The organism is Conexibacter sp. W3-3-2, from assembly GCF_009707605.1.
GTDB lineage: Bacteria > Actinomycetota > Thermoleophilia > Solirubrobacterales > Solirubrobacteraceae > Paraconexibacter > Paraconexibacter algicola.
This window is the reverse complement of record NZ_WLYW01000001.1, coordinates 2,364,651-2,379,638: the sequence shown is the minus strand read 5'-3', so window position 1 is coordinate 2,379,638 and position 14,988 is coordinate 2,364,651. Positions and strand designations below refer to the sequence as shown.

The following is a 14,988-nucleotide window of genomic DNA, read 5'->3' as shown; positions in this document are numbered from 1 at the left end:
CATGCGTCATCGCGTCGTCACCGCCTTCGCCCTCCTCGCCATCGCCGGGAGCGTCTCCGCCTGCGGCTCCGAGGGCAACAGCCTCCAGAACGCCGCCGGGAACGAGGGCAAGGGTGCCCGTCTGTTCGTCGAGCGCTGCTCGGGCTGCCACACCCTCGACAAGGTCGGGGCGCAGGGTGGTGCCATCGGCATCAACAACCGCGAGCGCGTCGACGGCCCGAACTTCAACGTCCGCAAGGAGGACGTGGAGACGATCCTGTACGCGATCCGCAACGGCGGCTACTCGGGCGCGATCATGCCCGAGAACCTCGTCGTCGGCGAGGACGCGCAGGCCGTCGCCGAGTTCCTGGCGAAGTGGGCCGGCTACAAGCGCAAGGTCAGCGCCGGCCCGAACTCCTGAGCCGGACCGTCAGCCCTGGTCGCTCGGCGCGAAGCCGAGCGACAGCGAGTTGATGCAGTAGCGCTGCCCGCCGCGATCGCGCGGGCCGTCGTCGAAGACGTGTCCCAGGTGCGACTCGCACGTGGCGCACAGGACCTCGACGCGCAGCATGCCGTGCGACGTGTCGGGCCGCAGGATCACCGCGGACTCGTCGGCGGGCTCGACGAAGCTCGGCCAGCCGCAGTGCGACTCGTACTTCGCGTCGCTGCCGAACAGCGTCGCGCCGCACGCCCCGCACACGAACGTCCCGTCGTCCTTCACCGTCAGCAGCTCACCGGTGAACGGCGGCTCCGTGCCCGCGCGGCGCAGCACGTGGAAGCGGTCGGGCCCGAGCTGCTCGAGCCACTCCTGGTCGGTCTTTCGCACCTTGGCGTCCATGGAGAAAGCGTACGCCTCCCGCCACGGATACCTTCCGGGTGATGCTCGACCTCAAGCTGCTGCGCACCGAGACCGAGGCCGCACGGGCCGCGCTGGCCCGCCGGGGGGACGCCGACGGGCTCGACGCCGTCCTGTCGCTCGACGAGCGCCGCCGCGCGCTGATCCCGCAGGTCGAGGGCCTGAAGGCGGAGCAGAACGCGGCCGGCCAGGCGATCGCCACCGCCAAGAAGGCCGGGGAGGACGCCACCGAGGCGCTCCAGGCGATGAACGACGTCAAGGCGCGCGCGAAGGCGCTGCAGGAGGAGCTGACCGAGGTCGAGGCGCAGCTGCAGCCCGCGCTCGCGAAGCTCCCGAACCTCCCGGACCCGACCGCGGCGCCGCAGGACACGGTCCTCCGGGAGGTCGGGGAGCCGCGCAGCCCGGTCGCGGAGCCGCGCGACCACCTCGAGCTGGCCGGCCCCATGATCGACATGGAGGCCGGGGCGCGCCTGGCGGGCAGCCGCTTCGCGTACCTGAAGGGCGACCTCGTGATGCTCGAGATGGCGCTCGTGCGGTGGGCGCTGGAGAAGGTCCGCGGTCACGGCCACGAGCCGGTCATCCCCCCCGGTCCTCGTCCGCGAGGAGGCGCTGTTCGGCACCGGCTTCCTGCCGGACACCGAGCAGCAGATCTACCACCTGCCGCAGGACGACCTGTACCTCGTCGGGACGAGCGAGGTCGCGCTCGCGTCCCTGCACGCGGGGGAGATCCTCGACCAGGCGAGCCTGCCGGTCCGCTACGCGGGCTTCAGCCCGTGCTTCCGCCGGGAGGCGGGCGCCGCCGGCCGCGACACGCGCGGGATCTTCCGCGTGCACCAGTTCGACAAGGTCGAGATGTTCTGCTTCGTCGAGCCGGACGCCTCACAGGCCGAGCACGAGCGGCTGCTGGCGATCGAGGAGGAGATCCTCACCGACCTCGGGATCCCCTACCGCGTGGTGAACATCGCGGTCGACGACCTCGGGGCGAGCGCCGCGAAGAAGTACGACTGCGAGGCCTGGCTGCCCGCGCAGGGCCAGTACCGGGAGCTGACGTCGTGCTCGAACACGACCGACTACCAGGCGCGGCGCCTGAACATCCGGCTGCGCCCGGAGGGCGGCAAGCCGCAGACCCTCCACACGCTCAACGGGACGGCCGTGGCCGTCGGCCGCACGCTGATCGCGATCCTCGAGAACCACCAGCAGGAGGACGGCACCGTCGCGCTCCCGCAGTGCCTCGTGGACGCGGGCGCGCCGCCCGTGCTGCGGGCGACGACCTAGTCGCGGGTCGCGCGGCGCACGCTCTGCACGCGCAGGTCCTTCGGGGCGCCCGCGGCGCGCAGGCGCTTGGCGCGCCCGGTGCGGTAGGCGTCGGGCTCGAGCTGCTCGACGGCCGGGACGGACAGCAGCAGCTCGCCCCCGCGCGCCTGGTCGGCGACCCGCGCCGCGATGTTCACGTCGACGCCGAGGTAGTCCCCGCCGATCTTGCGGGGCCGCCCGACGTGGACCCCGGCGCGCAGCCGCGGGCGGTGCCCGTCGACCTCTACGTCGCGCAAGCCCGCGTCGGCGTCCAGCGCCGCGCGCGTCGCCGCCTCGACGGTGGGGAACACGGCCATCAGCCCGTCGCCGAGCCGCTTGACGAGCGTCCCGCGATGCTCGGCGACCGCGCCCTCGACGACGATGCCGACCTCGCGCAGGAGCTGCACGGCGGCCTCGTCTCCGGCGCGCAGCGCCCACGAGGAGAAGCCGACGAGGTCGGTGAACAGCATCGCGACCTCGCGATCGCCGCGGCCGCGGCCCGCCGACTCCGACAGCGCCTGCCAGACCTGCAGGGCGCTCAGCCCGAGCTCGCGCGCGACGCTCGGCCGCTCGGAGGAGAGGACCTGCACCTGCCGGCCGACGACCTCCGCCGGGGACGTGCCCGCGACCGACAGCGGGTCGCCGAAGCGGTCGTCGCCGGGCAGGCGGCGGCGGAGCCTGTCGGTCAGGCGCAGCAGCAGCGGCTGGGAGTCGATGCGGCGCACGACGGTCAGCACGCGCAGCGGCTCGCCGGGCTCCGGGCGCGGCTGCGGCAGGTTCGGCTCCTCGGGCGCGTCGCGGTCGGCCATCCACCGGGATCGTACGCGCCATCCCGCCCCGTCCGGCCGGACGTGCGCGATCCTTGCCGGGTGCGCCGCTCCCGCTCCCGGCTCCCCGCCCAGGTCGCCCTGCACCGTCCCGACGGCACGGTCGTGGTGGCGCGCTGCGCGGTCGCCCAGACCCCGTGGACGCGCCTGCGTGGCCTGCTCGGCCGCGAGCTGGCCGCCGACGCCGGCCTGTGGATCCGGCCCGCGGCCTCGATCCACATGTTCTTCATGGGCTACCCGATCGACGCCGTGTTCCTGGACCGCGAGGACCGCGTCGTGCGGATCGTGGCGGACCTCGCCCCGTGGCGCACGGCGTCCTGCCGCGGCGCGCGCACCGTCGTCGAGCTGCCCGCCGGCACCGCCGCCCGGGTCGGCCTGCGCGAGGGCGAGACGCTGCGGCACGAACCCGCGCACTGAGACGGGCGGCGCGGATAGGGTCGGCTCGTGCCCGAGATCAAGGAGCAGGTCTACCGCGACGAGCGGGCCGCGGACGCGCTCGCGCCGTTCCACGCCTGGGCGCGCACGCACGAGCCGGGCTGGACCTACGCGGCCGCGCGGGTGCTGCTGACCCCGGTCGCGCTGCTGCTGTACCGCACGCGGGCGATCGGCCGGCAGAACGTGCCCGCGCACGGCGGGTTCATCCTCGCCCCGAACCACTTCTCCAACATGGACCACTTCTTCTGCGGCGTGTACCTGCGCCGGCAGATCCGCTTCATGGCGAAGTCGCAGTTCTTCGGCGGGCAGCCCGTGCTGTCGTACGTGTTCCGGGTGGCCGGCCACTTCCCCGTCCGGCGTGGCGAGAAGGACGACGAGGCGTTCGTCACCGCCCACTCGATCCTCGACCGCGGCGGCTGCGTCGGCATGTACGCGGAGGGGGGGCCGGTCGCGCAGCGGCGGCCTGGGGGAGCCGAAGGCCGGCATCGGCCGGCTGGCGCTCGAGTCCGGCGTGCCGGTCGTGCCGGTCGCGATCCACGGCTCCAAGGACGTGCGCGGCTGGCGTCGCGGCCGCCTGCCGCGCATCACCGTCAGCTACGGCACGCCGCTGCGCTTCGACCGTGTCGAGGAGCCCACGCGCGACGAGGCGCTCGACGCCGCCCGCGCGATCTTCGCGCAGGTGCGCGAGCAGTACGCGGCGCTCGACGCGGCGCGGTAGAGCGGAGAGGGCGGGATTCGAACCCGCGATCGCCTTGCGACGACTCCGGTTTTCAAGACCGGTGCATTCAACCGCTCTGCCACCTCTCCAGCGGACCACAGGGTAGTCGCGGAACTGCGAAGGTGCGCACCGTGCGCTGCTACGACGGATGCGGGCAGGAGGTCCGGGGGGCTCGGGCTGCGGGCCGCCAACCGTCAGGGGGAGCGCGCGACCGTCGTGATGGAGCGCCTGCACGACGCGCGCGACCGCACGCTCGACGCGGGGCAGGAGGGCGCGCGGACCGGGGCGGCGCTTGAGCGGCTCGCCCACCACGAGGTGCAGCTGCGCCAGGTGCTCACGTCCTGCCACGAGGTCTTGCACGGCGAGCGCTCCTACAAGGAGATCGACTGGAAGCTCGTGCGCACCACGATCACCGAGGCGGACCGGTTCGTGACGCTGCTGCGCCGCCGGCCCTGAGCGGGCTCAGCGCAGCCAGTCGCGCACGAGCCGGTAGACCTGCGGATCGCTCGGCAGGTCGAAATGCGTCAGCCCGCCGATCGTCGCGCGGTGCTCGTCCTTGATCCCCAGCCCGTGCTTGCGGTGGTCGCCCGACGCGCTGTCGAGCCGCACGAGGATGTCGCCGAACGCGGTGCTGATCGCGTGGCGCGGATCGGTCGCGAGCGTCGCGCTGATCGCGTGCAGCGTCACGTGGTCGGGCAGCGTGATCGCCTCGCGGTAGTCGGCCAGCAGCGCGCCGCCGTCGCGGTCGCGCCAGTGCTCCTCCGCGATGACCCCGAACGCGAGGTCCTTGATCCCGACCGAGCGGGTGTCGAGGACCGAGGCGATCGGCGCGGCCTCCGGGACGCTGCGCAGCGCGTACGAGGCGAGGTTGACGCCCTTCTCGAGGGGCGCCCCGTGGTGGGGGGTGCCGAGGCTCACGATGTGCTCGACGCGCTCGACCCACGGGTGGCCGCCGAGGTCGCCGGCGCGCAGTGCGGCGCGGGCGACGAGCCCGCCCATCGAGTGGCCGACGAGCGCGACCTCGGACACGTCGACCGGCCACGCGTCGGTGAGCGCGTTCAGCAGGGTGGCGAGGCGGGCGCCGTTCTCGCTGATCCGCAGGCCGGTGTTGTAGCGGACGTGCACCGCCGTGAAGCCGAGCTCGCGGTGCAGCCGCTCGCTCATCGGGATCACGGGACCCAGCCCGGCCTTGCGGGCGCGCCACCACCACACGCCCTCGTTCTCGCCGAGCCCGTGGATCAGCACGACGATCCGCGGCGTCGCGCGCGGGTACGCCTCGGCGAGCAGGGTGCGCGTCGGCGGGACGTCGCGGCCCGCGAGGCGCACGGCCATCGGGATCGCCAGCGGGCTCTTCTCCTCCTCGAGGAGATCGCCGAGCAGGCCGTTGATCGCCGAGCGCGCCACCGAGCCGGCGGGCGTCTCGGTCAGCGGCTCCGCGTCGTCGGGCGTGAAGCGCGCGACGGCCGCTGCGACCCCGCGCGCCGCCGTGCCGGTCGCGAACCGCACGCTGCCGTACACCGCGGCGCTGACCGCGTCGTGCACGGCGCGGATCGGGTCGGAGACCGGGCCGGTCGCGTCGAACGACCGGCGGGAGATCGCGTGGTGGAGCTCTTCGACGCGGTCGGTGACGAGCTCCAGGCCGAACGCCCCGAGGTCGCCGAGCGCGCGCAGCTCCTGCTGGCGGGTGAGGTCCGGCTCGCCACGTCGGGCGAGCGGGCCGGCCGTGTCGTGCGGGACCGGCAGGTTCGACGGGGACGGCGACGGCATCGCCGCAGGCTACACCGATCGATGACGGATCCGGTGTGCGTCGACGCACATCGGCGGGCGGCCGCTCAGGTGGTCGGCGGAGCGGTGCGCTCGGGCCGGAAGAGGTCGCGCCAGGTCGCGCCGCCGTCGGCGGACTCGAGGATCGCGCCGTCGGAGAGCGCCATCAGCAGCTGCCCGTCACGGTCCTCGATGAGCTTGTACGGCTCGCCCTGCACGCGCCCGATGCGCGTCCACGTGCCGCCCCGGTCGGTCGATCGCTGGATCGTGCCGTCCTTGTCGGCGCGGACGATGCCGCCGCGCTCCGGCCACTCCATCCGGATGCCGGTGCCGCTGAGCAGCGCCCGCCACGTCTGGCCGCCGTCGGTGGAGCGGTAGAGCTGGTCCTCGGTCGAGGCGACGATCGTGTCCGCGTCCTGCGGGTCGACGACGAAGTCGATCACCAGGCCGCGCGGCGTGAAGAACTCCTCGAAGGTCTTGCCCTCGTCGTCGCTGATCAGCATCGCGCCGAGCACCGCGTCGAACGCGTAGAGCTTGTCGTGGCGCAGCACGAGCTTGTGGAGGTCCGCCTCCCCGAGCCGGGCGAGGACCGTCCAGGAGCGGCCGCCGTCGAACGACTCGATGAACCCGAGGAAGTTCGGCAGCGCGGTGGAGTCCGGGTGCCCGGAGCCGATCAGGCGGCGGCCCCCGTCGACCTCCAGGAACGCGAGGAACTCCCCGACCGGCGCGGTGCGCTGCCCGGCCTTCACCGTGCCCGCGATCTTCGTGATCCGCGAGCCGTCGCGGGCGATGCGGAAGAAGCCGCGGTTGGTGGTCAGCAGCAGGTCGTCGGACTTCGGGTCGAAGCCGAGGCTGTTGACGTACGGGGGCTGCTTGCGGAAGTCCACGAGCCGGTCCGAGCGGGTCTTCGCCTCGCGCGGCGCCGCGCCGCCCTTGGAGCCCGCCAGCCGGTCCGAGCCGCAGCCCACGCCCGTCGCGGCGAGCGTCGCGCCCGCCAGCAGCACGGCGGCCGTGCGCGCGCGCCCGGTCATGCGCCCGCCTGCGCCAGCAGCCACAGCGCGAGGGTCGTGAAGCCCACCATGACCGACAGCATCCAGTACTGGGACCGTGCGGCGCGCCGGGCGTCCCCGTAGAGGACGAGCGCGCGGTCGTGCGCGAGCGCCAGCCCGGCCATGTGCCCGAGCACCACGAACCCGACCTGCAGGTACCAGGCGAGGTTCTGCCCCAGCCAGTAGTCGATCGTGGACGTGGCGGTGCCGAAGAGGTCCCAACCCTGCCCGAGCGGGTCGGACGCCAGGTACACCGTCGCCTGCCCCTGGAAGGCCAGCAGCGTCAGGTAGTGCGCCGCCACGTAGACGACGGCGATCGGGACGAGCGTGTGCACGAACGCGCGCGAGAGCCGGTCCGCGTCGAAGCCCCCGCCGACGCTGCGCATCCCGATGATGCCGAGCCGGTAGAACGCGGCGACGAGCAGCACGCAGACGACGAGCCCGACGGTCGCCGACGCCTTCAGGCCCGTCACGACGCTCATCCCCAGCGGCTCCCACAGCCCGTCGAGGAGCTTCTGCGCGTCCTTCCACAGGGACCCGCTGGAGAGGCCGTCGTACGTGACCGTCCCGATCATCACGCAGACGACGCCGACCGTTCCGGGCACGACGTCCAGGCGGGTGAGGCCCTCCAGCGGCCGCCGGGTCCCGAGGCGCCCGTCGCGGACCTCCAGCGGCGAGAGCCGGGCGAACAGCCCGAAGTAGACGCTGAACGCCTCCCCGTGCCGGATCCACGGCCGCACCCCGTAGACCGCCATCCCGGCGAACGTGATCGCGCTGTAGACGATCGTCGCCGTCGCGAGCGTGCGCGGGTGCTCGCCGCCGCTCTCGGCGAGCTCCAGCCAGGTGAAGCCCAGCAGCCCGGCCGCGGCCGGCCAGCGTCCGAGCCGCTGCGGGTACGCGCGCGGCGCGCGGAGGCGGCCGCCCCGCGCGCGGGCGACGAGCCAGCCCGTCGCGCGCCCGATCGCGCGCCACGGGTTGAGCGCGTGGAAGACGTCCCCCAGGAGGACGCTCGCGAACACGAGCCCGACCCAGAAGACCACGAAGATGAACGTGGGGGAGAGGTTGGCCTGCGGCGTGTCGGTGCCTGCGAGCGCCGCCCACAGGACGACCGCGAACAGGAACGTCCCGAGCGCCTGACCGGCGGTGTCGAGCGCGGGAGCGCCGAGCGCGCGACCGACCGCTCCCGGGACGGGCCGCCACGCCGTCGGCGCGTCCGACGCGGCGCCGCGCCGCTCGTAGCGCGGCTGCTGCCAGAGGACGGCGAGCGCCACGAAGGAGACCACGAGGACGACCGCCGCGCCCCATCCGAACAGCCACTCGGGGATCGGCAGGTCGTTGCGCTGCACGAGCCCGTGCGCGTGCGCGGCGGCGGGCGGGCCGAGGATCAGGAGGGCGCCCGCCGCGAGGGCGGCGAGCGTGGTGCGGCGGTGGGTGGTCCGGGTCAACGCTTGATCGCGAAGAAGTTCTTGATGCCGCGGGCGCAGCGGAACTTCAGCTTGGTCTCGGCGCCGTAGCGCTTGCAGGTGTAGCCCTGGGGCTTGCGCTTCGTGCTCGGTCGGCCTTGATGTTGTACCGCTTGCCCTTGACGGTGAGGAAGCCGCAGTCCTGCGGCGTCAAGGCGACCACGGTCCGCGCCGTGACGCGCGGGTCGGCGAGCACCGCGCTCGCCGCCGCGCTCAGCGGCCAGCGGTCCTCCGCACGCACGGCCGGATCGGGCATGGGCGCCACGGTAGCGTCGGCGCGCCGCCACGACGAGGACCACGCGCGCGACGCGGCGCGGATACACTTCCGCGGACACGGAGAGGTGGCCGAGTGGCTGAAGGCGCCCGCCTGCTAAGTGGGTATAGGGGTGATACCTCTATCGAGGGTTCGAATCCCTCCCTCTCCGCTCTTCCGAAAGCCCTGCTGCCCGCGGGGCTTTCCGCGTTCCGGACCAGTGCCCGGGGTGACGGTGCGGTGACGGCGGCCCGCTACCGTTTCCCGGAGTGATCGGACCCCGCGCGCGCCTCGCGATCCTCGTCGTCGCGCTCCTCGCCGGCTTCGCGGCGTTCTGGGGCTTCGACGTCGTGACGAAGGAGGACGTGCGCGGCTGGGTCGACGCGTTCGGCCCGTTCGCCCCGGTCGCCTACGTGCCGATCTCGGCGCTGCTCGGCCTGCTGCTCGTGCCCGGACCGGTGCTCGCCGGGGTCTCGGGCCTGCTGTTCGGCACCGCGGTCGGCACGATCGTCACGCTCAGCGCCTCCGTCCTCAGCGCGGTCTGCGCGCTGCTCGTCGCCCGGCACGTCGGCCGCGAGGGCGCGGTCGACCTCGGTGGCGAGCGACTCGCGCGCGCCGAACGGCTGCTCGAACGGCACGGCTTCGGCGCCGTCGTGCTCCAGCGGCTGCTGCCCGCCGTGCCCGACGCCCCGATGAACTACGCGTTCGGGGTCCTCGGCGTCGCGGTCTGGCAGATCGCGCTCGGGACCGCGATCGGCGCCGCGCCCCGCGCGTTCTCCTACACGGCGATCGGCGCGTCGCTGGACGACCCGTCCTCCCCGGCCGCGATCGCCGGCGTCGTCGTGCTCGTGCTCGTCTCGTTCGTCGGCGCGGAGATCGCGCGACGGATCTACGTCGCGCGGTGAAGATCGCCCGCCGCCGCGTGCGGCCGCGTAGGGTTCGACACCATGTCGAGTCAGATCCCCGTTCCTGTCGCCAAGACCGTCGACGACGTCACCTCCGACTGGCTCAGCGCCGTGCTGCAGCGGGAGGTCGAGATCGCCTCGATCGTCCCGATCGGCACCGGGCAGATGAGCGGCAGCTTCCGCGTCACGTTCGGGGAGGGGGAGACCGTCGTGGTGAAGCTCGCCGCCACCGACGCGAACAGTCGCGCCACCGGCGTCGGGCTCGGCGCGTACCGGCGGGAGATCTCCTTCTACGCGCACCTCGCCGACCGTGCGACCGGGGCCGTGCCCGGCTGCCACCTCGCCGTCTACGACGAGGACGAGGGCTGGTTCACGCTCGTGCTGGAGGACATCGTCGGCGCCGAGCAGGGCGACCAGATCCGCGGCTGCACCGTCGAGGAGGCGCGGCTGGCGCTGCGCACCCTCGCCCGCGTGCACGCCCCCGTCATGGGCGACCTGCACGTCGGCACGCTCGACTTCCTCAACGTCCCCAACCCGCTCACCCAGCAGCTCGCCGGGGCGCTGCTCCCCGGGTTCCTCGAGCGCTACGGCGACCGGGTCGCGCCCGAGCACGCCGAGGTGCTCGAGCGGTTCGTGCCCGTGATCGACGCGTGGTTCGCCGACCGTCGCCCGCCGCTCGGGCTCGTCCACGGCGACTACCGGCTCGACAACCTCCTCTTCGCCGCCGACCGCTGCACCGTCGTGGACTGGCAGACGCTGCAGTGGGGGCCCGCGCTCTACGACGTCTCCTACTTCCTCGCCGGCGCGTTCGACGCCGACGTCCGGCGCGCGCACGAGGAGGAGCTCGTGCGGCTCTACCACGACGAGCTGCTCGCCCACGGCGTCCGCGCCCTGTCGTGGGAGCTGTGCTGGGAGGAGTACCGCCGCCAGGCGTTCGGCGGACTGCTGATGACCGTCGTCGCCGCGATGGTCGTCGAGCAGACCGAGCGCGGGGACGAGATGTTCATGACCTGGCTGCGACGCAACGCCCAGCAGGTCCTCGACCTCGGCTCCCTCGACCTGCTGCCCGAGCCGGGAGCGCTCACCGCGCTCGTGCCCGACGCCGCCGACGAGGGCTGCCACGAGCCCGGACCGGAGGCCACCTGGAGCGAGTCCTGGTACTTCGACGCCGCCAGCGCCGACGGCACCGTCGGCGTCTACGCGCGGATCGGCCGGGTCGTCAACGGCGGCCACACGCACGTCATCGCGAGCATCGTCCGCGAGGGCCGGCCCGCCGTCATGGTCGCCATGCCCACCGGGCCGCTCCCACCCGCCGACGACCGCGAGCAGTCCGTCAGCGCCGACGGCGTGACGCTCACCCAGGTCTGCGAGGAGCCGCTGAAGCGGTTCCGCGTGACCCTCGACGGGCGGGCCGCCGCCTTCGCCGACCACAGCGGCCCGCTGCGCGGCGAGCCCGGCGAGCCGGTCGACGTCGCGTTCGACCTCGTCTGGGAGACCGACGCCGTCCCCTACCAGTGGCGCGGCGCCACCCGCTACGAGATCCCCTGCCGCGTCACCGGCACCATCCGCGTCGACGACACCGAGATCGCGTTCGACGGGCCCGGGCAGCGCGACCACTCGTGGGGCTCGCGCGACTGGTTCGCCAGCGACTGGATGTGGAGCGGCTTCCACCTCGAGGACGGCACGCGCACCCACGCCGTCGGCGTCCCCACGATCCCCGGCATGGGGATCGGCTACGTCCAGCGCGACGGCGACGTCCACGAGCTCACCGGCCTGCAGATGTCCGCCACGTTCGCCGACGACGGCCTCGCCACCGGCGCCCGCCTGGAGCACCAGGCCGACGGGCCCGTCGTGGACGTCGAGCCCGTCGGCTTCGGCGCCGTGCTCTTCACCGCCGACGACGGACGCCGCGCCGAGTTCCCCCGCGCGCTCGCCCGCCTGCGCACCGAGGACGGACGCCAGGGCGTCGGCTGGATCGAGTGGAACCGCAACACGCCCGCGTGACCCACCCGCCCGCCGGGGTCGGCCGACAACGCACGCCCACGTGTCGTACCATGGTCGACCCGGACGCCGAGCGTCCGGTCTGCGCCCGTAGCTCAGCTGGATAGAGCGTCGGTCTACGGAACCGAAGGTCAGAGGTTCGAATCCTCTCGGGCGCGCTCAAGAAAACCCCGCAAATCGCGGGGTTTTCGCGTTGTTCGGGGCGGATTCAATCCGCGAAATCGGCCGGGAGTACCACTCGGGAGTACCAAACGCGGTCCGAAATCCCGCCCTACCGGGATCGAGGCGGACCTCGTGGTCTGCGGTTCTGCCGCGGTCGACGGCCAGCGCTGGAACGCGAGCCGACCTGCCTCCTCTTGGGGCACCCGCAATGACCGTGCGCTTCGCCTGGCGCGGCGGGGAGGTCTTGTCAGGAGCGCCCGGATCGGTTCGACTACGACGGATGCCGACGATCGTCACGTGTCCGCAGCTGGCCGCCGATGTGGAGACGTCCCCGCGCCGGTTGTCCCGCTGGCTCTCGCAGCAGCGGGATGCGGGGCACCCCCTCCTCGTCGGCATCCCTGCCCGAAGCCCGTGGCGGTTCACCCGCGAGCAGGCAGATCAGCTCGCCTCGGAGTTCGAGGCTGCAGAGGCCGAGAGCCATGTCAGCGACTCGGCGGTGCAGCGGCACGCCGAGGAGATCATCCGTGGGCTGCTGGCCGAGCGGCTCGGGGTTGCGCTGGCTCCACGCACGATCACCCTGGAGGCTGGGGCTCCGGTGCAGGTCGATGCCGCCTCGTCCGACGGTGCCGTGCTTGCCGAGATCTTCGCTCGTCAGGGCGCGCTGAAGGGCGGCCAGCAGAAGAAGGTCGCGATTGACACGCTCAAGCTGATCACGATTCACCGCGAGCAGCCCGCCGAGAAGCTCGTCCTCTGCTTTGCCGACCACGAAGCCGCTGCATACGCGACCGGAGGGGGCTGGGTCGCCCAGGCGCTGCGCACGTGGGGCGTCAAGGTCGAGATCATCGACCTTCCCGAGGACATTCGCGGTGAGATCCGCGCGGCTCAGGATGGGCAGACGATGGTCAATCCCGGCTGAGCAGGAGGCGTGAGGCTTCTAGGTGAGCTCTGCGATCGTCCCCGACGTCGCGTCCCATGTCGCCAGGCGGATGTCGATGTCGGTTTCTGAGCAGACCTTCGCGATGAGGCGCTGGGCGGGCTCGACCGAGTTGCTTCGTTGCCCGGCGGCGGTGTAGTAGCCCGCCGGCGCGAGGACGAGTCCTGTAACCGGGAGGGCTTGGGGGATGGAGGAATCCTGCCGGTGGAAGTAATCCGCCGCATGTCCGCTTGCCGTGAAGAGGCGCAGCTGGCGGAGGAGTTCGATCGTCGCGTACCAAGGGGTGTTGGCCATTGCCTTGGCCTCGGCGAGATAGAGCCGGTGCTCGCCGTCGTGGTCCACGAGCAGCAGAAGGTCGGCCTCGATCTTCGGGGTCAAGGTCAGCGCGATGGCGTTGATCCCGTCGACAACCGCTCCGCCGAAACAAGTGCGCCCGTCGGCGACCTGGTCACCAGCTCCAAGGATCTGGTGCTCGACGATACGTTCCGGGGACGTCGGCTCAAGCCGATCGCCGCGCCGGTACGGGCCGGTGCTCCACTTGTGATCCTCGGCCTCGGGCCGCGGCCACGACGGGTCGACGGGGAGATCGCACAGCGCTAGCACCGAGGCGATACGCGCGTCGACGTTGTCGATGTGCGGCGAAGTGAACTTTGCGGCCAAAGTCCACTCCGCGATCCATTCTGCGAGTTCCATGGTGCCTCTCGTTCGTGACCGCGTCGACCCTGTCGCGGCGATTCGTCAATGGTCGACTCCGAGGTGCTCCTCGGCGCAGCCCTGGCAGACGCCCGCTTCGTGCATCCAGCCAGGGTTGAACGACTGGGCGCAGTACCGGCACGTCTGCCGACGGGCAGCCCCGGCGGCGCGAGCGCGTTCGATCGTCGTGCGGAGTGGGTCCGCTTCGATCGGTGCCGGAAGATGCACCGCGTCCGTCAGAACGAAGTCGGCAGGCGGACAGGAACTACGCCACCGGATCTCGATCCACCCAACGACTGCGTGCCCTTGGTGCGCGAGGACTCCTACGTTCTGGTCCGCATCGCTCCAGAGTCCGCTGTGGTCGAGCGCCAGTCCGGCGGCAGCGAGTTCGCTGACGAGCATCTTGTGAGCATGTTCGAGATCGTCGTCCATCAGACGCAGGTCCAGTCTCCGTCGCCGTGCGGTTCGACGTTGTCGATCGCCGAAGCGAACACCGACGGCGAATCGGTGTGGATCGGGATGACGCGTCTCGGAGCAATCTGAGCCGCGAACCGTTGAAGGGTGCTGCGCGAGGCATGGCCGCTTGTGTGCGCGTGGAGCACCGGGACACCATAACTGCGGAGCGTCGACGTCAGGCGCGGATCTCGGTCGAGATAACCGTCCCACATCGACCAGATGGCGATCGCTCCTCCAAGCGCTGTGCGCAACTCCGGGAGCATCGAGGTGCGAGTCGTCATTACGAAGGCCTCCGGCCGTTCTGCGAGTTCGTCGATGAACACCCGGGACGGGCGCACCGCGTTGACGGCTGTGAAGTCGCCCGACGCGATGACGCGTCGTTTCTGGTTGTTGGGGAGGTAGACGCGCACGCCGTCCCAGTCGGCTTGCGGGACTCGCGGGTTTCCCGTCGCGTGAGCGACGGCCGCTGTGTACAGGTCCATGACGAATGTCCGATCGGCGCGCCGCGCCGCCCGGTACAGGGACACGAGCCGGTCGATGTTCATGGCCGAGTAGAAGGCGAGTCCCATGCCGCAGGTTGCGCGAAGCGCGCGCGCGACATCAGTCTCGACGTCGCCCTCCGTGTTCTCGATGGCGTCGTTCCTGATTCGTGTCCCTTCGAGGAGGAGCGCATCGACGCCCCTGCACGCTGTCGCCACGGCCTCGAGCGTGCGCGGCTTGCGGCCGGTCGCCCGGATATCCCCGCTGTACAGCAGCCGGCGGCCACCGCCCTCGATCAGCAGGCTGTACGCGTCGTATCCGCTGTGGTCGACGAGCCAAGGCGTGACGCGCAGATGGCCGAGCGTGAGCGGTACCGCGTGCCGGAAGTGGCCGGAGGCTGCGAACGGCGTCATGCGCGGCACGTAGAACGACGCGCTGTTCCAGATCCGCTCTGCCGCTGCACCGCAGTAGACCGGTACGTCGGGCGCTACGAGGTCGGCGAGACCGCAATGGTCGGGGTGGGTGTGCGAGAGCAGCACAGCGTGCAGCGACCCGTCGGCAGTCGCCCAGAGTCCGGGGACGTCGGGGAGCAGGTCGCGATATGCGCCAGGTCGTTCGAGGGGCAGGCCGACATCGATGACGATGCGGGTCCCGCTCTGCTCGACCTCAACGCAGCTGCCGCCGACCTGCGTTGCCCCTCGCAGGATGCGAACGCGCACG

Annotated in this window: 17 protein-coding genes, 3 tRNA genes and 2 pseudogenes; 12 read left to right on the top strand and 10 right to left on the bottom strand. The window is 72.3% G+C overall.

The window, feature by feature from the left end:
* Window position 1: 1 nt before the first annotated feature.
* A complete protein-coding gene (locus GKE82_RS11575; RefSeq protein WP_107567054.1) occupies window positions 2-400 on the top strand; it encodes a cytochrome c in 399 nt (132 codons plus the stop codon).
* A 9-nt stretch (window positions 401-409) separates the two neighbouring features.
* On the opposite strand, the gene msrB is transcribed toward GKE82_RS11575, so the two are convergent.
* Entirely contained in the window at window positions 410-817 is a 408-nt protein-coding gene (gene msrB / locus GKE82_RS11570) for a peptide-methionine (R)-S-oxide reductase MsrB (protein ID WP_107567053.1), read from the bottom strand.
* Window positions 818-858: 41 nt separating this feature from the next.
* On the opposite strand from msrB, the pseudogene GKE82_RS28390 reads away from it, so the two are divergent.
* Window positions 859-1,119 (top strand): annotated as a pseudogene (locus tag GKE82_RS28390) (serine--tRNA ligase); the annotation flags it as partial.
* Between the two features lie 325 nt (window positions 1,120-1,444).
* Complete coding sequence (serS, locus tag GKE82_RS28385) at window positions 1,445-2,110, top strand: serine--tRNA ligase (protein ID WP_309233805.1); 666 nt, start codon at window positions 1,445-1,447, stop codon at window positions 2,108-2,110.
* On the opposite strand, the gene GKE82_RS11560 is transcribed toward serS, so the two are convergent.
* Window positions 2,107-2,937 carry an adenylate/guanylate cyclase domain-containing protein gene (locus GKE82_RS11560; protein WP_154733390.1) on the bottom strand — a complete coding sequence of 277 codons (831 nt, stop codon included), beginning with the start codon at window positions 2,935-2,937 and terminating at the stop codon, window positions 2,107-2,109. The two genes, serS and GKE82_RS11560, sit on opposite strands and share 4 nt — an antisense overlap.
* Window positions 2,938-2,997: 60 nt before the next feature.
* Here GKE82_RS11560 and GKE82_RS11555 point away from each other — a divergent pair, with 60 nt between their 5' ends.
* The 3 genes and pseudogenes from GKE82_RS11555 (at window position 2,998) to GKE82_RS11545 (ending at window position 4,108) form a co-directional block, all read left to right on the top strand.
* On the top strand, window positions 2,998-3,372 hold the full coding sequence (locus GKE82_RS11555) for a DUF192 domain-containing protein (RefSeq protein WP_196189183.1): 375 nt from the start codon (window positions 2,998-3,000) through the stop codon (window positions 3,370-3,372).
* A gap of 27 nt (window positions 3,373-3,399) precedes the next feature.
* Window positions 3,400-3,786: pseudogene (locus GKE82_RS31410) on the top strand (lysophospholipid acyltransferase family protein); the annotation flags it as partial.
* A 115-nt stretch (window positions 3,787-3,901) separates the two neighbouring features.
* Window positions 3,902-4,108: a hypothetical protein gene (locus GKE82_RS11545; protein WP_154733389.1), complete on the top strand. Its 207-nt coding sequence runs from the start codon at window positions 3,902-3,904 to the stop codon at window positions 4,106-4,108.
* Between the two features lie 2 nt (window positions 4,109-4,110).
* Here the strand turns inward: GKE82_RS11545 and GKE82_RS11540 are convergent.
* Window positions 4,111-4,197, bottom strand: a tRNA-Ser gene (locus GKE82_RS11540).
* 130 nt (window positions 4,198-4,327) lie between these two features.
* Between GKE82_RS11540 and GKE82_RS11535 the strand changes: the two genes are divergently transcribed.
* Window positions 4,328-4,564: a hypothetical protein gene (locus GKE82_RS11535; RefSeq protein WP_154733388.1), complete on the top strand. Its 237-nt coding sequence runs from the start codon at window positions 4,328-4,330 to the stop codon at window positions 4,562-4,564.
* Between the two features lie 6 nt (window positions 4,565-4,570).
* On the opposite strand, the gene GKE82_RS11530 is transcribed toward GKE82_RS11535, so the two are convergent.
* The 4 genes from GKE82_RS11530 to GKE82_RS11515 all read right to left on the bottom strand — a co-directional run bounded on the left by GKE82_RS11530 (window position 4,571) and on the right by GKE82_RS11515 (window position 8,640).
* Entirely contained in the window at window positions 4,571-5,875 is a 1,305-nt protein-coding gene (locus GKE82_RS11530; protein ID WP_154733387.1) for a triacylglycerol lipase, read from the bottom strand.
* Between the two features lie 65 nt (window positions 5,876-5,940).
* Entirely contained in the window at window positions 5,941-6,903 is a 963-nt protein-coding gene (locus tag GKE82_RS11525; RefSeq protein ID WP_154733386.1) for an exo-alpha-sialidase, read from the bottom strand.
* Window positions 6,900-8,366, bottom strand: coding sequence for a fenitrothion hydrolase (locus tag GKE82_RS11520; RefSeq protein ID WP_154733385.1), 1,467 nt, complete (start codon window positions 8,364-8,366; stop codon window positions 6,900-6,902). The genes GKE82_RS11525 and GKE82_RS11520 overlap by 4 nt, the downstream gene beginning before the upstream one ends.
* Before the next feature lie 46 nt (window positions 8,367-8,412).
* Window positions 8,413-8,640, bottom strand: coding sequence for a hypothetical protein (locus GKE82_RS11515; protein WP_154733384.1), 228 nt, complete (start codon window positions 8,638-8,640; stop codon window positions 8,413-8,415).
* Window positions 8,641-8,719: 79 nt separating this feature from the next.
* On the opposite strand from GKE82_RS11515, the gene GKE82_RS11510 reads away from it, so the two are divergent.
* The 5 genes from GKE82_RS11510 to GKE82_RS11490 all read left to right on the top strand — a co-directional run bounded on the left by GKE82_RS11510 (window position 8,720) and on the right by GKE82_RS11490 (window position 12,621).
* Window positions 8,720-8,809 (top strand) — tRNA-Ser (locus GKE82_RS11510).
* 97 nt (window positions 8,810-8,906) lie between these two features.
* A complete protein-coding gene (locus GKE82_RS11505; protein WP_107567044.1) occupies window positions 8,907-9,542 on the top strand; it encodes a TVP38/TMEM64 family protein in 636 nt (211 codons plus the stop codon).
* 42 nt (window positions 9,543-9,584) lie between these two features.
* Entirely contained in the window at window positions 9,585-11,546 is a 1,962-nt protein-coding gene (locus GKE82_RS11500; RefSeq protein ID WP_154733383.1) for a phosphotransferase, read from the top strand.
* Between the two features lie 81 nt (window positions 11,547-11,627).
* Window positions 11,628-11,701, top strand: a tRNA-Arg gene (locus GKE82_RS11495).
* A 284-nt stretch (window positions 11,702-11,985) separates the two neighbouring features.
* Complete coding sequence (locus tag GKE82_RS11490; protein WP_154733382.1) at window positions 11,986-12,621, top strand: hypothetical protein; 636 nt, start codon at window positions 11,986-11,988, stop codon at window positions 12,619-12,621.
* A gap of 18 nt (window positions 12,622-12,639) precedes the next feature.
* On the opposite strand, the gene GKE82_RS11485 is transcribed toward GKE82_RS11490, so the two are convergent.
* Genes GKE82_RS11485 through GKE82_RS11475 form a run of 3 tightly spaced genes read right to left on the bottom strand, consistent with a single transcriptional unit; the run spans window position 12,640 to window position 14,987 of the window.
* Window positions 12,640-13,332, bottom strand: coding sequence for a hypothetical protein (locus GKE82_RS11485; protein ID WP_154733381.1), 693 nt, complete (start codon window positions 13,330-13,332; stop codon window positions 12,640-12,642).
* A gap of 45 nt (window positions 13,333-13,377) precedes the next feature.
* Window positions 13,378-13,764, bottom strand: coding sequence for a hypothetical protein (locus GKE82_RS11480; RefSeq protein WP_154733380.1), 387 nt, complete (start codon window positions 13,762-13,764; stop codon window positions 13,378-13,380).
* Window positions 13,764-14,987 carry an MBL fold metallo-hydrolase gene (locus GKE82_RS11475; protein WP_154733379.1) on the bottom strand — a complete coding sequence of 408 codons (1,224 nt, stop codon included), beginning with the start codon at window positions 14,985-14,987 and terminating at the stop codon, window positions 13,764-13,766. The genes GKE82_RS11480 and GKE82_RS11475 overlap by 1 nt, the downstream gene beginning before the upstream one ends.
* Window position 14,988 lies beyond the last annotated feature (1 nt).